A 14,114-nucleotide genomic window follows, 5' to 3' on the forward strand; every position below is an offset into this window, starting at 1 on the left:
TCGGATTTGGTCATCACCGGCTCACATCAGGGGCATCTCAGCCTGAAACGGCACGGGCAATGCCCGGGCCGTCCAGGAAACAACGAACAGCGTAAGGCCGATTACTCGGACTTGTTGCCGTTCAGCTGTGCACGCAGCAGCGCGCCCAGCTGGGTGGTGCCGCTGGAAGCCGAAGAGGACTGGTATTCCTCCAGCACTTCGCGCATTTCCGCGTCATCCTTGGCCTTGATCGACAGCTGCAGGGTGCGGCCCTTGCGGTCCATGCCCACGAACTTGGCTTCGACCTTGTCGCCGACCTTCAGGTGCTGGGTAGCGTCGTCAACGCGCTCGTTGGCGATGTCGCGAGCCGACACGTAGCCTTCGATGCCGTCGGCCAGTTCGATCACGGCGCCCTTGGCGTCGACTTCCTTCACCACGCCTTCGACCTTGGAGCCCTTCGGATTGGCAGCCATGTACTGGCCGAACGGATCCTGCTCCAGCTGCTTCACGCCCAGGGAGATGCGCTCGCGCTCCGGGTCGACGGCCAGGACGACGGCGTCCAGGGTATCGCCCTTCTTGAAGTTGCGAACGACGTCTTCGCCGGTGGTGGCCCAGCTGATGTCGGACAGGTGAACCAGGCCGTCGATGCCGCCGTCCAGGCCGATGAAGATGCCGAAGTCGGTGATCGACTTGATCTGGCCCGACACCTTGTCACCCTTCTTGTGGGTGGCAGCGAAGGTTTCCCACGGATTGGCGGCAACCTGCTTCATGCCCAGCGAGATACGGCGACGCTCTTCATCGACGTCCAGCACCATCACTTCGACTTCGTCACCAACCTGCACAACCTTGGACGGGTTGACGTTCTTGTTGGTCCAATCCATCTCGGAGACGTGCACCAGGCCTTCGACGCCCGGCTCGATCTCAACGAACGCACCGTAATCGGTGACGTTGGAGACCTTGCCGAAGACGCGGCTGTTGGCCGGGTAACGACGGCCGATGTTGTCCCACGGATCCTCGCCCAGCTGCTTCAGGCCCAGCGAAACGCGGTTGCGCTCGCGGTCGAACTTCAGCACGCGGACGTCCAGCTCGTCGCCGACGTTCACGACTTCCGACGGGTGACGCACGCGCTTCCACGCCATGTCGGTGATGTGCAGCAGGCCGTCGATACCGCCCAGGTCCACGAACGCGCCGTAGTCGGTCAGGTTCTTGACGACACCCTTCAGGATCGCGCCTTCCTGCAGCTTGTCCATCAGCTGCTCGCGCTCTTCCGAGTGCTCGCTTTCGACGACAGCGCGGCGCGAGACCACGACGTTGTTACGCTTGCGGTCCAGCTTGATGAGCTTGAACTCGAGTTCCTTGCCTTCCAGGTAGGCCGGATCGCGCACCGGGCGCACATCGACCAGGGAACCCGGCAGGAAGGCGCGGACATCCTTGATGTCCACGGTGAAACCACCCTTGACCTTGCCGCTGATGCGACCGGTGATGGTTTCGTTCTTTTCCAACGCTTCTTCCAGCTCGTCCCACACCATCGCGCGCTTGGCCTTCTCGCGCGACAGGACGGTTTCGCCGAAGCCGTTCTCGATCGAGTCGAGGGCGACCTTGACGATGTCGCCTTCGGCGACGTCGATTTCGCCAGCGTCGTTACGGAACTGTTCGATCGGCACGATGCCTTCGGACTTCAGGCCAGCGTTGATCACCACGACGTCGCCGCGGACTTCAACAACGGTACCGCTGACGATGGCGCCCGGCTTCAGCTTGGCCAGGTTGGCCTGGCTGGCTTCAAACAGTTCGGCAAATGATTCGGTCATTAGATTTACTCTGTTGGACACATGGGTCGGTAGCGTCCCCTTCAGGGGAATGGCGACCGCCCGCCTGTTGGTCGACCCCGGAAACGCAGGTCGTGTGTAGTAGGAAAACCGCCACGCATCATTGCGCGACGGAGCTGGTACAGCACTGCTATGCGCGACCACCACCGATGTTGCTGGCAGTGCTCCCGCGCGAACGGATCAGGCAGCCGGAACCGGAAGCAGATCCATCACTCTGGCAACGACATCATCGATGCCGATGCCTGTGGTGTCGATGAGGACAGCATCGTCTGCCGGCTTCAGGGGCGCCACGGTACGCTGAGCATCACGGGCGTCGCGGGCCATGATCTCGCGCAGGAGGTCATCAAAGTTAACAGAAACCCCCTTGTCTTTCAACTGCTTATGCCGGCGCTCAGCGCGCTCCTCGGCACTGGCGGTCAGGAAGACCTTGTAGGGGGCGTCCTTGAAGATCACCGTGCCCATGTCGCGGCCATCGGCGACCAGGCCGGGCAGCTCCCTGAATGCGCGCTGGCGCTCCTTCAGGGCGGCCCGGACCTCGGGAATGGCAGCAATGGCCGAGGCCAGCGCGCCGGTGGTCTCCAGCCGCAGCTCGTCGGTGGCATCGGTGCCGTTCACCATGACCCGCATGGCTTCACCCTGCTCGACAAACTGAACGTGGGTATCGAAGGTGCAGCGGACCAGCGCCGAGGCATCGGAGGTGTCGATGTCGGCCCAGCTCGCGGCCACGCCCACCGCCCGGTACAGCGCGCCCGAATCCAGGTAATGCCAGCCCATCCGGCGCGCGATGATGCGGCTGATGGTACCCTTGCCAGCCCCTGAAGGGCCGTCGATGGTCAGGACGGGAGCGAGTGGATTCATGGGGTTCCCAGAGCGTGTGAAGGGGTCATTCTAGCCCCTGTCAGACGCCCCCAACGGGATCTTTTGTGCAACCACTTGAAACCACGAGGAAAAGCCCGGTAGAATGGCGGGCTTGAACGAGCGTCAACTGCCGATTGTCTTTCGCATATCGCGGCCACGCTCCACCCGAACAACTACTGTTTACGCCGAGGTATGCCATGAAAGTCCTGTCCTCCCTGAAGTCGGCGAAGGCCCGTCACCGTGACTGCAAGGTCGTGCGTCGTCGTGGCAAGATCTTCGTCATCTGCAAGTCGAACCCGCGTTTCAAGGCGCGTCAGCGCTAAGCCCAACAGCCTTCGCGGCTGCGGCTGGCCCTACGCGGGGCCGACCCGATGCAAAAAGCCGCCTTCGGGCGGTTTTTTGTTTATGCGGCTTTTTCCTGCCGTTTTTGCTGTAATCGGCTTTCTTGACCACTGGGGAGTAGATCGAGATGAAGCGTTACCTGTCCGCCCTGGCCGTGATGGCCACCCTGGCCGCCGCCACACCGGCGATGGCCGATACCCTGCTTGTCGACCGTGCCCGCGAGAAGCCGGCCGGTGCCCTGCCCTTGCGCGGCCAGAGCATGCAGCAGGTGCAGGCGCAGTTCGGCGCGCCGAGCGAACAGCTGCAGCCGCGTGGCGGGCAGAAGCGGCAATGGCCGACCATCAACCGCTGGGTGTACCCGCAGTTCACCGTCTACTTCGAGAAGCAGAAGGTGATCGACGTGGTGGCCAACCAGGCGGACCCGAACGAAATCGGCCCGAAACCGCCGATCCGTTGATCCCTTTACCCGCCGTGGGCGGGCCTGTGTAGCGAGACCATGAACCAGACCCTTCGTTTTCCTGCCGAGTGGGAAGCCCAGAGCGGCGTCCTGATTGCCTGGCCCACCGCCGACACCGACTGGGCCGACCGCCTGGGCCAGGTGGAAGAGACCTACATCGCCCTGGTCGCGGCCATCACCCGCTTCCAGCCGGTGCTGATCTGCGTGGCCGACGACGATGTGGAGACCTACGCCGAGATGCGGCTGCGCTCCAACCGCATCGACATGGACAAGGTCCACTTCACCACGGCGGCCTACGACGATACCTGGCTGCGCGACTCCGGCCCGATCACCCTGCGCCGCGCCGATGGCGGGTTCCAGCTGCTGGATTTCCGCTTCACCGGCTGGGGCGGCAAGTTCGACGCCACCCTGGATGACCAGCTGGTGGGCGTGCTCGACCAGGCCGGCGTGTTCAACAACGCCCCGGTGCGCAGCATTCCGTTCGCGCTGGAAGGCGGCGGCATCGAGACCGACGGTGAAGGCACCCTGCTGACCACCTGGAAGTGCCTGCACGAGCGCCACCCGGACCGCGACCGCGCCAGCCTGAGCGCCGACCTGGCCGACTGGCTGCAGCAGGACCGCGTGCTGTGGCTGGACCACGGCTACCTGGAAGGCGACGACACCGACGCACACATCGACACCCTCGCCCGCTTCGCCTCGGCTGACAGCATCGTCTACCAGGCCTGCGACGACGAGAGCGACTCGCACTACGCCGAACTGCAGGCGATGGGCGATGAGCTGGCGGCGCTGCGCACCAAGGACGGCCAGCCGTACCGCCTGTTCCCGCTGCCGTGGGCACAGCCGGTGATCGACGAAGGCCGTCGCCTGGCCGCGTCGTACGCGAACTACCTGATCGTCAATGGCGCGGTGCTGATGCCGGCCTATGGCGATCCGGCCGACGACCTGGCCCGCGATGTGCTGGCGCAGGCGCACCCGGGCCGCGAGATCGTGCAGGTGCCCTGCCGCTCGCTGATCTGGCAGAACGGCAGCCTGCACTGCATCACCATGCAGCTGCCGGAAGGCCTGCTGAAGGCATGACGGATGACGCCGGGCCCCGCCCGGCGCCGCTTTTGTAGAGTCGAGCCATGCTCGACTGGCCTTTTGTAGAGCCGAGCCCACGCTCGGCTGGCGCGCTCGCGCAACCGGAGCAGAACGCAGCCGAGCATGGGCTCGGCTCTACAACACCGGCCCATTCAGCGCGCGACACGCGGTCGCTGCCCATCCGCGCTAACATGCAGGTTTTCCCCCGCAGGAACGCCCCGCATGAACTCGCGCAGCCCCCTTACCGTCGCCCTGATCCAGGAGCGCAACCACGGTGATGCCGCCGCCAACCTGGCGGTGATCGAAGCACGCGTGGCCGAGGCGGCTGCGCAGGGTGCCAAGCTGGTGCTGCTGCAGGAACTGCATAACGGTCCGTACTTCTGCCAGCACGAATCGGTGGACGAATTCGATCTGGCCGAACCGATTCCGGGCCCGAGCACCGAGCGCCTGGGCGCGCTGGCGAAGCAGCATGGCGTGGTACTGGTCGGCTCGCTGTTCGAGCGCCGTGCTGCCGGCCTGTACCACAACACCGCGGTGGTGTTCGAGAAGGACGGTACGCTGCTGGGCAAGTACCGCAAGATGCATATCCCGGACGACCCGGGCTTCTACGAGAAGTTCTACTTCACCCCGGGCGACATCGGCTTCACGCCGATCGATACCTCGGTGGGTCGCCTTGGCGTGCTGGTGTGCTGGGACCAGTGGTACCCGGAAGCGGCGCGCCTGATGGCGTTGGCCGGTGCCGAACTGCTGCTGTACCCGACCGCGATCGGCTGGGACCCGGACGATGTGCAGGACGAGAAGACCCGCCAGCGCGACGCGTGGGTGCTGAGCCACCGCGGCCACGCCGTGGCCAACGGCCTGCCGGTGCTGAGCTGCAACCGCGTCGGCCACGAGGCCTCACCGCTGGGCGCGTCGGGCATCCAGTTCTGGGGCAACAGCCACGTGCTGGGCCCGCAGGGTGAGTTCCTGGCCGAAGCCGGCACCGATGCCACGGTTCTGCTGTGCGATGTCGACCTGCAGCGCAGCGAGCATGTGCGCCGCATCTGGCCGTTCCTGCGCGACCGCCGCATCGACGCGTACGGTGACCTGCTCAAGCGCTACATCGACTGAGCCGGAGCCCGCGCATGGCCGTCCTCATCCGTGATGCCGGCCCGGCCGACATCGACGCGATCACCGCGATCTACGCGGTGGAAGTGACCGACTTCGTCAACACCTACGAGTACGACATCCCGGACGCGACCGAGATGCTGCGCCGCATGCGCGACATCATCGACCGCGGCTTCCCCTACCTGGTCGCCGAAATCGACGGCCAGGTGGCCGGCTATGCCTACGCCAATACTTACCGCACCCGCGTTGCCTACCAGTGGACCGTGGAAAACTCGGTCTACGTCGATGCCGCGTTCCAGGGCAAGGGCGTTGGCACCGGCCTGCTGCAGGCGTTGATCGACGCCTGCGTGGCGCGTGGCTACCGGCAGATGGTGGCGGTGATCGGCGAACCGACCAATACCGCTTCAATCAAGCTGCACGAACGCTTCGGCTTCGAGCTGGTGGGCGTGTTCCGTGGCCTCGGCCGCAAGCATGGCCGCTGGCTGGATACCGTGCAGATGCAGCGCGCGCTCGGCGACGGCGCCGACACCGCACCTTCCAATGAATGAACCCATGACCGAAACCCTTCCCGAGACCGGCGACGACCTGTTCGCCGGCCAGCCGGTGCGCGTCGTTGAACGCGACGGCGTGCGCTACACCCTGCTGGGCACTGCCCACGTCTCCCGCGCCAGCGTCGAGGCGGTGGAGAAAGCCATCGACAGCGGCCGCTTCGATGCCGTTGCCGTTGAACTGGACCCGCAGCGCCTGCAGGCGCTGAGCGACCCCGACACGCTGGCCAAGCTCGACCTGGTCGAGGTGATCCGCAAGGGCCGCGTCGCCCTGTTCGCCGCCAACCTGGCCCTGTCCGCCTACCAGCGTCGCCTGGCCGAACAGCTCGACATCGAGCCGGGCGCCGAGCTGAAGCGCGCGGTGGAACTGGCGCGCGAACGCGACCTGCCGGTGCACCTGATCGACCGCGAGGTCGGCCTGACCTTCCGCCGCGCCTCGCAGCGGCTGGGCTTCTTCGGCAAGCTGAAGCTGGTTGCCGGTCTCGGCGCCGGCCTGTTCTCGTCCGAGGAAGTGGGCGAGAACGAGATCGAGAAGCTCAAGCAGGGCGACATGCTGGAATCGAGCTTCGGCGAGTTCGCCAGCGAGAGCCCGGCACTGTACGAGACCATCATCGGCGAGCGCGACCGCTACATGGCCACGCGCCTGCGCGAGGAACACAACCCGCAGCAGCGTGAAGTGCTGGCGGTTGTCGGTGCGGGTCACCTTGCGGGTCTGGCGCGCTATCTGGAAACCGACACCGAAGCACCGGCGCCGCTGCGCGCCGAGCTGGAAGCGGTGCCGAAGAAGCGCAACATTCCGTGGTTCACGCTGGGCATCCTGGCCATCGTGGCAACCGGCATCGGCGTGGGCTTCTACCGCGGCGGACTGGGCGTGGGCACCGAACTGCTGGCGACCTGGGCGATGTATACCGGCGGCCTCGCCGGCCTGGGCTGCCTGTTGGCCGGCGGCCATCCGCTGAGCATCCTGACTGCGATCGCAGTGGCCCCGTTCAAGCCGTTCCGCCTGAGCATCCCGACCGGCGCATTCTCGGCGCTGGTGGAAGCGCGCCTGCGCAAGCCGGCTTACGAAGACTTCCTGAAGCTGCGCGACGACGCGCAGAGCCTGAAGGGCTGGTATCGCAACCGCGTCACCCGCGTGGTGCTCACCTTCATGCTGACCAACATCGGCAGCATGCTCGGCCTGTGGCTGACCACGTTCAAGGTGTGGGGCAAGGTGGCGGGTTGATTGTTCCGTGTAGCGTCGAGCCAAGCTCGACTGCGCTCTGGTAGGTGCCAACCTTGGTTGGCACGCCATGCCCGGCAAAAAAAGGGGGAGGCCGCCCCACTACGACCGGCCTCCCCCACACCACAACACGTTGACGTGTATTAGAGCCGGGCAGCGCCCGGCTCTACCCTCTCCAGGCCGCGTGCGCGGCGGACCAGCCGCGTCACGGCACTGCGAAGGTCATCCAACACCGCATAGATGGTCGGCAGGAACAGCAGGCTGACCACGGTCGAGAACGCCAGGCCGCCGGCAATCGCGCGCGCCATCGGCGCGTACTCGGGGCCATTGCCGAACATCTGCGTGTTGGTCAGCGAGATCGGCACCATCGCCAGGATCGCCGTGCCCATGGTCATCATGATCGGGCGCAATCGCTCGCGTGAGCCCTCCACCAGCGCCTGCGTGCGTCCCATGCCGCCGCGCCGCAGGTTGTTGATGTGCTCGATCATCACGATGCCGTTGTTCACCACCACGCCCATCAGCACCAGGATGCCGATGAAGGACATGATCCCGAACGAGGTGCCGGTGATCCAGAACAGCCAGAACACGCCGAAGATCGAGAACAGCACGCCACTCATGATCGCCGCCGGGAACAGCAGCGACTCGAACACCGCCGCCATCACCACGTAGATCATCACCAGCGCGATCAGCAGGTTGAACACCATCTGCTGCATCGCCTCGTCGTCGTTGCCGTAGTCGCCGCCATCGAAGGTGAAGCCATAACCGGCCGGGAAGTTCATCGGCTTGAGCACGGACTCCATCGCCTTGCGGCCATCGGGCGCGGTGACCTTCTCGGCCAGGTTGGCCTTGATGGTCAGCGTGGTCTGGCGGTTGGTGCGTCCGATCTGGGTGGCTGACGAACCGACGTCGACGGTGACCAGGCTCAGCAGTGGCACGCTGCGGCCGTCGCCGGTGCGCACGCTGAAGCCGGCCAGGTCTTCCGGGCTGCTCTGCTCGGCACCGGCAAAGCGCACCCACACCGGCACTTCGTTGTCTCCACGGCGGAACTCGCGCATCGGTGCACCGCGCAAGGCCAGGCCGACGAAGCTGGCCACCTGCTCGGCATTGAAGCCGAATGCGGCGGCACGCTCACGGTCGACGCGCACCTTCAGCTCGCCGCCCTTCTCGCCATTGTCGATGCGCACATCGCGCAGCTCGGCACGCTGGGCCAGCAGTGGCACCACTTCCTGGCCGATTTCCTGCAGCATCGAACTGGAGTCGCCCACCAGCTGCACCTGCACGCCCTGGTTGCCGCCACCACCGCCGCCATCACCCCCCTGGTTCCCGACGAAGTAGTCGGTGCGGGCCGACTTCGGAAGACCCTTGCGCAGCTCTTCCTGCAGCGACTTGATGTCCTTGGCGTACTTCTCGTCCAGGGTGACCACGGTCGAGCTGCCTTCCTGTTCGCTGTACCAGGAATACACCTGCTTGACGTGCAGGCGCTCGCGGTTCTCGTCGATCCAGTTCTCCACCCGTGCCACTTCCTCGGACATCTGGCGGTAGGTGTAGGCGCCCTTCCACATGTAGCCGATGAAGATGTCCTTGCCGCCGTCACCGCCGAACATGTCGATCTTGGTCAGCTTCATCGGCACCAGGCTGACCAGCACGACCAGCAGAATGCCGAGCAGGCTCCAGCCACGATGGTGCAGCGACCAGTCCAGCAGTTGCGCGTAGCGGCGCTGCAGGCGCGCGATCATGCCGGTCTGCGAGTGCACCAGCTTGGGCGTGGCCATGCGCGCGGACAGCATCGGGATCAGGCTGACCGCGACCAGCCATGAGGCCAGCAGCGAGACCGAGATGGTGATCGCGATCTGCGCCATGAAGATGCTGATGTTGTTGGTCTCGCCAAACAGGTTCGGCACGAACACGATGCAGTGGCACAGCGTGCCGGCGCTGAGCGCGATGGCCACGTTGCGGGTGCCGATGATCGAGGCCAGCCGCGGCTGCCCCGGCAGGCGCTCGCGCTCCTGGTAGATGCTCTCCACCACCACCACGGCGTTGTCGACCAGCATGCCCACCGCCAGCAGCAGGCCCATCATGGTCAGGATGTTCAGCGTCACCCCCACGAAGTACATGAAGCCCAGGGTGATGGTGAAGCAGATCGGAATGGCCAGGGTCACCATCAACGTGGATGGCCAATGGCGCAGGAAGAAGAACAGCACCGTCACCGACAGGATCAGGCCGACGGCACCGGCCTCGGCCAGTTCCAGCAGCGAGGACGTCACCGCCTTGCCCTGGTTGTCGATCACCTTGATCTGCACGTCGCGCATCGACGCCTCCGCACGGATCGACTCGACCTCGGCCAGCGCCGCGCGCGAGACTTCCACCAGGTTGGCGCTGCGCTCCTTGAAAATATCCAGGCCGACGGCCGGGTTGCCATCGAGGCGGCGCCCATAGTTCATTCGCGCCGGCTTCAGGCGCACGTCAGCGATATCCCCAAGGCGCAGGCCCTTGGCGTTGATCACCAGGTCGCGCATTTCCTGCAGGTCGGTGATCTCGCCCACCGGCTGCACGCGCACGCGCTGGCCGTTGTCGTCAATCTGCCCGGCCGAGATCGAGAAGTTCAGCGTGCGCAAACGCTCGCTCAGCTCGTTGATGCTCAGCCCGTGCGCGTTGAGCCGGTTCGGATCGATGGCGATCTCCACCTCGTTCGGCGGCGCACCGGTGATGTCGACGCGCGCCACGCCGGGGATGCGCTCGATGCGCCGCTTGAATTCGCGGTCGAGCATGTCATAGGCGGTGGTCAGGTCGGTGGTGCTGGCCAGTCGCACCTTCAGCACCGGCTGGTCACTGCTGGACCACTTGAACACGTTGTAGCGCTGCAGGTCGTCCGGCAGGTCGCTGCGGATCGCGTCGATGCGCTCGCGTGCATCGGAGGCAGCGATGGCGATGTCGCGGTCCCAGTCGCTGAACTCGATGAAGATCAGGGCGGCCTCGGAGGTGGCCGACGAGCGCATGCGCTTGATGCCGGTCATCGTCGCCAGCGATTCCTCCACCGGGCGGATGATGGTTCGCTCCACTTCCTCCGGAGTTGAACCGGTATACGGGATCTGCACGAACAGGAACGGCGCGGAGATGTCCGGCAGCGCCTCCAGCGGCAGCCGGAACGAAGCGATCAGGCCGATCACCACCAGTGACACGAAACACATGATGGTGGTGACCGGGCGGCGGATGGAGAACTCGGCAACACTCATGCCGGTTCCTCCGCACCCGCCGCGCTGCCCGCCGCACCCGGTTCGATCTCGCCGGCATGCTTGCGGCCGCGTTCGCGGTAATAGGCATCACCGCGACGATCCATCAGGTCGTACACCACCGGGATCACCAGCAGGGTGAGCAGGGTCGATACCAGCAGGCCGCCGATCACGGTGATCGCCATCGGCGCGCGCACTTCGGCACCCTCGCCCATCGCCACCGCCAGCGGCAGGAAGCCGAAAAGCGTGCACAGGGTGGTCATGATGATCGGCCGCAGGCGCGAGCGTGCCCCTTCCACCAGGGCCTCGTGCTTGGCCACGCCGGCCTCGCGCAGCTGGTTGACCTTGTCGATCAGGATGATCGCGTTCTTGGTGACCAGGCCGACCAGCAGGATCAGGCCGATGAACACCACCACCGAAATAGGCTTGCCCGTCAGCATCAGCGCCAGGATCGCACCGACCAGCGCCAGCGGGATGGTGAACAGGATCACGAACGGATGCAGCAGCGACTCGAACTGCGAGGCCATCACAAGGTAAACCAGGAAGATCGCCAGGCCGAAGGCGAAGATCAGCGACTTCGCCGCCTGCGCCAGTTCCTCACCCTGACCACCGATGTGCAGGCCGACACCCGCACCCAGCGGCTGCTCGGCCACCATCTGCTGCACTTCGCGCATGGCCGCGCCCAGATCGATATCGCGCAGGTTGGCCGACACGACGGCGACGCGGGTCTGGTCGGCGCGATGGATCTCGCTGGGGCCGGTGGTGGCCACCACATCGGCCACCGCGTCCAGCGTCACCGGACGGGTGCTGCCCGGATTGACGATCAGCCGACGGATGCTTTCCACGCTGGCACGATCACCTTCCTGCGCACGCACCAGCACGTCGATCTTGCGGTCACGGAAGCTGTAACGGGTGGCCACGTCGCCACGCACCTTCTTCACCACCACATCGGCGATCTGGCGCGTGGTCAGGCCCAGCGCGCCGGCACGCTCCTGGTCGAAGCGGATCTGGATTTCCGGGAAGCCCTCTTCCACCGTCGACTTCACGTCGGCGTAGTGCGCATTGCCGCGCAGCAGCGCCGCCAGGCGCTGGCCAGCTACTTCGAGCGTCGCCATGTCCTGCCCGCGCAGCTCGATTTCCAGCGGCGTGGAGAAGCTGAACAACGCCGGCCGTGCGAAGTCGACCTGTGCACCCGGATGCTGGCCCATGGTGTCACGCAGGCGCTCGGTGATCTCCGCTTCGGTACGTGCATTGCCGCCGCCTTCCATCACCACGGTCAGCTTGCCGATGTTCTCGCCGCTCTCGGTCGGGCTGGCATCCAGGCGGGTGCCGCTGCCACTGACGCCGTACAGCGATGCCACGCCCTCCCCCTTGCCGTGCGCCAGCTGCAGCTCGCGCACCAGCGCATCGGTCTGCTTCAGCGGCGTGCCGGCCGGCAGCTTCACCGTCATCTCGAAGCGGTCCTGGGCCAACTGCGGGATCAGGTCGGCACCGAGCATCGGCACCAGTGCCATGGTCGCCACGAAGATGATCGTGGCCACCCCCAGCACCTTGCCCGGATGGGCCAGCGCGCTCGGCAGCAGCCGCAGGTAGCCGCGCTCGGCACCGGCATAGGGCTTCATCGCCAGATCGCTGGCCTTGCGCATCACCGGGCCGACCACCGCGACCACGCCACGCCACAGGCGCACGATCAGCCAGGCCAGCGCGTAGAAGCCCCAGCGCGCGGTCGCCACGGCGCCACGGCGGCCCAGCGCAACCGGCTTCTGCCAGCGGCTCTGCGGTTGCCACGGTTCGTTCGGTGCCTCTTCCGGGAACGCCAGTGGCGGCCGTCCCTTCAGCGAGCTCAGCATCGGAATCAGGGTCATCGACACCAGCAGCGAGATCGCGATCGCGATCGCCACGGTCAGTGCCTGATCACGGAACAGCTGGCCGGCGATGCCGTCGACGAACACCAGCGGCAGGAACACCGCGATGGTGGTCAGGGTCGAGGCGACCACCGCCATGCTCACTTCGCGGGTACCGACGATCGCCGCCTGCAGGATGCCCAGGCCCCGCTCACGCGCCTTGGCAATGCTCTCCAGCACCACGATCGAGTCGTCCACCACCAGGCCGGTGGCCAATGCCAGGCCGCCCAGCGACATCACGTTCAAGCTCAAGCCGAGCTGGCCCATGAAGAAGAACGTGGCGATGATCGAGACCGGCAGCGACAGGCTGATCACGAACGTGCTCCAGCCATCGCGCAGGAACAGGAAGATGATCAGGATCGCCAGCAGGCCACCGATCACCGCATCCTTCTTGACGTCGGCGATGGCGTGCTCGATGAAGCGCGACTGGTCCTCGATGGTGGTCATCTCGACATCGGACGGGAACGTGCCCTTGATCTGCTCCAGGCGCTTGCGCAGCGCTTCGGCGGTAGACACGGTGTTGGCGTCGCCTTCCTTGTAGATGGCCAGTTCAACCGATTCCTTGCCGCCCAGCCGGATCACCGCTTCGCGCTCCTTGTAGCCCTGACGAACGGTGGCCACGTCCTTCAGGCGTACCGGCACGCCATTGGCGACCACGCTGGAGCCAGCACCGGACGATGCGCTCTGCGCCGCCGAGGCCGCTGCGATGGCCGCGGCCGAACCGGTCGACGCGGCGATGTTGAACATCTGCTGCAATGCCGAGTCGGCTGCACTTCCGTTCGAGCCCTGGGTGGTGACCAGCAGGTTGCGGATCTCCTCCAGGTCGGCGAACTGGTTGACGGTGCGCACCAGGAAGCGCTGCGAACCCTCCTCCAGGCGACCGCCGGAGATGTTGATGTTCTCGTCCTTCAGGCGCTTGATGACGGTGTCGATCGGCAGATTCAGCTGTGCCAGCTTCTGCTGGTCGATGTCGACCTGGATCTCATCTTCCAGACCGCCACCGACCTTGACCGCTGCCACGCCGGTGACCGGCTCCAGCTTCTTCTTCAGGTCTTCGTCGGCATAGCGGCGCAGTCCGGTCAGCTCGCGGACCGCATCGGCATCGCTGGCCGGTGCGGTCTTGCTGGACAGCACCAGGCGCATGATCGGCTCGGTGGACGGATTGAAGCGCAGCAGCACCGGGGCCTTGGCCTCCAGCGGCAGGTTCAGCGCTTCCATCTTGTCGCGCACCTCCAGGCTGGCCTGATCCATGTTGGTGCCCCAGGCAAACTCCAGCACCACATCGCTCTGGCCGGTACGCGAGACCGACTTCAGCTTGCGCAGGTTCTTGACCACGCCCACCGCTTCTTCGACCGGCTGGGTGATCAGGGTTTCGATTTCAGTCGGCGCCGCGCCGGTGTACTCGGTTCGCACGGTCAGCGTCGGGTAACTCAGGTCCGGCAGCAGGTTGACCTTGAGGTTGCCCAGCGCGATCAGGCCGAACAGCAGCAGCGTGACCGTGCACATGGCGATGGTCACGCGGCGGCGGGTGGCGAATTCCACCAGGCCGCCGCGCATGCCG

9 protein-coding genes and 1 pseudogene are annotated in these 14,114 nt (G+C 65.6%); 6 read left to right on the forward strand and 4 right to left on the reverse strand.

What is annotated here, in order from left to right; genetic code table 11:
• Positions 1 to 101 precede the first annotated feature (101 nt).
• Both rpsA and cmk read right to left on the reverse strand, forming a co-directional pair.
• The gene (gene rpsA / locus N5J73_RS18320; protein WP_049447857.1) at positions 102 to 1,787 is read right to left on the reverse strand and encodes a 30S ribosomal protein S1; all 1,686 of its coding nucleotides are present in this window, start codon (positions 1,785 to 1,787) and stop codon (positions 102 to 104) included.
• Positions 1,788 to 1,985: 198 nt separating this feature from the next.
• Complete coding sequence (gene cmk / locus N5J73_RS18325; protein WP_049447856.1) at positions 1,986 to 2,663, reverse strand: (d)CMP kinase; 678 nt, start codon at positions 2,661 to 2,663, stop codon at positions 1,986 to 1,988.
• 197 nt (positions 2,664 to 2,860) lie between these two features.
• Between cmk and ykgO the strand changes: the two genes are divergently transcribed.
• From ykgO to N5J73_RS18355, 6 genes are all read left to right on the forward strand, one after another.
• Positions 2,861 to 2,986: a type B 50S ribosomal protein L36 gene (ykgO, locus tag N5J73_RS18330; protein WP_005409283.1), complete on the forward strand. Its 126-nt coding sequence runs from the start codon at positions 2,861 to 2,863 to the stop codon at positions 2,984 to 2,986.
• A 176-nt stretch (positions 2,987 to 3,162) separates the two neighbouring features.
• The gene (locus N5J73_RS18335) at positions 3,163 to 3,462 is read left to right on the forward strand and encodes a hypothetical protein (protein ID WP_232015571.1); all 300 of its coding nucleotides are present in this window, start codon (positions 3,163 to 3,165) and stop codon (positions 3,460 to 3,462) included.
• Positions 3,463 to 3,501: 39 nt separating this feature from the next.
• Entirely contained in the window at positions 3,502 to 4,539 is a 1,038-nt protein-coding gene (locus N5J73_RS18340; protein WP_049447853.1) for an agmatine deiminase family protein, read from the forward strand.
• 225 nt (positions 4,540 to 4,764) lie between these two features.
• A complete protein-coding gene (locus N5J73_RS18345; RefSeq protein WP_006430958.1) occupies positions 4,765 to 5,652 on the forward strand; it encodes a carbon-nitrogen hydrolase in 888 nt (295 codons plus the stop codon).
• Between the two features lie 14 nt (positions 5,653 to 5,666).
• Positions 5,667 to 6,197, forward strand: coding sequence for a GNAT family N-acetyltransferase (locus N5J73_RS18350; RefSeq protein WP_049447852.1), 531 nt, complete (start codon positions 5,667 to 5,669; stop codon positions 6,195 to 6,197).
• The gene (locus N5J73_RS18355) at positions 6,190 to 7,422 is read left to right on the forward strand and encodes a TraB/GumN family protein (protein WP_010484557.1); all 1,233 of its coding nucleotides are present in this window, start codon (positions 6,190 to 6,192) and stop codon (positions 7,420 to 7,422) included. The genes N5J73_RS18350 and N5J73_RS18355 overlap by 8 nt, the downstream gene beginning before the upstream one ends.
• Positions 7,423 to 7,562: 140 nt before the next feature.
• Here the strand turns inward: N5J73_RS18355 and N5J73_RS18360 are convergent, their stop codons facing one another.
• Entirely contained in the window at positions 7,563 to 10,652 is a 3,090-nt protein-coding gene (locus N5J73_RS18360) for an efflux RND transporter permease subunit (protein WP_049447851.1), read from the reverse strand.
• Positions 10,649 to 14,104: pseudogene (locus N5J73_RS18365) on the reverse strand (efflux RND transporter permease subunit); the annotation flags it as partial. The pseudogene N5J73_RS18365 and the gene N5J73_RS18360, both read right to left, overlap by 4 nt.
• Positions 14,105 to 14,114: the final 10 nt, after the last annotated feature.

It is taken from the genome of Stenotrophomonas sp. GD03654, from assembly GCF_029845105.1.
Taxonomy (GTDB): domain Bacteria; phylum Pseudomonadota; class Gammaproteobacteria; order Xanthomonadales; family Xanthomonadaceae; genus Stenotrophomonas; species Stenotrophomonas africana.

What these genes read in the sequence shown, in the direction of transcription:
- N5J73_RS18355 (WP_010484557.1), top strand. Translation starts at nt 6,190, where the DNA reads ATGAATGAACCCATGACCGAAACCCTTCCCGAGACCGGCGACGACCTG.
- N5J73_RS18335 (WP_232015571.1), top strand. Translation starts at nt 3,163, where the DNA reads ATGGCCACCCTGGCCGCCGCCACACCGGCGATGGCCGATACCCTGCTT.
- rpsA (WP_049447857.1), bottom strand. Translation starts at nt 1,787, where the DNA reads ATGACCGAATCATTTGCCGAACTGTTTGAAGCCAGCCAGGCCAACCTG.
- N5J73_RS18340 (WP_049447853.1), top strand. Translation starts at nt 3,502, where the DNA reads ATGAACCAGACCCTTCGTTTTCCTGCCGAGTGGGAAGCCCAGAGCGGC.
- N5J73_RS18350 (WP_049447852.1), top strand. Translation starts at nt 5,667, where the DNA reads ATGGCCGTCCTCATCCGTGATGCCGGCCCGGCCGACATCGACGCGATC.
- N5J73_RS18360 (WP_049447851.1), bottom strand. Translation starts at nt 10,652, where the DNA reads ATGAGTGTTGCCGAGTTCTCCATCCGCCGCCCGGTCACCACCATCATG.
- ykgO (WP_005409283.1), top strand. Translation starts at nt 2,861, where the DNA reads ATGAAAGTCCTGTCCTCCCTGAAGTCGGCGAAGGCCCGTCACCGTGAC.
- cmk (WP_049447856.1), bottom strand. Translation starts at nt 2,663, where the DNA reads ATGAATCCACTCGCTCCCGTCCTGACCATCGACGGCCCTTCAGGGGCT.
- N5J73_RS18345 (WP_006430958.1), top strand. Translation starts at nt 4,765, where the DNA reads ATGAACTCGCGCAGCCCCCTTACCGTCGCCCTGATCCAGGAGCGCAAC.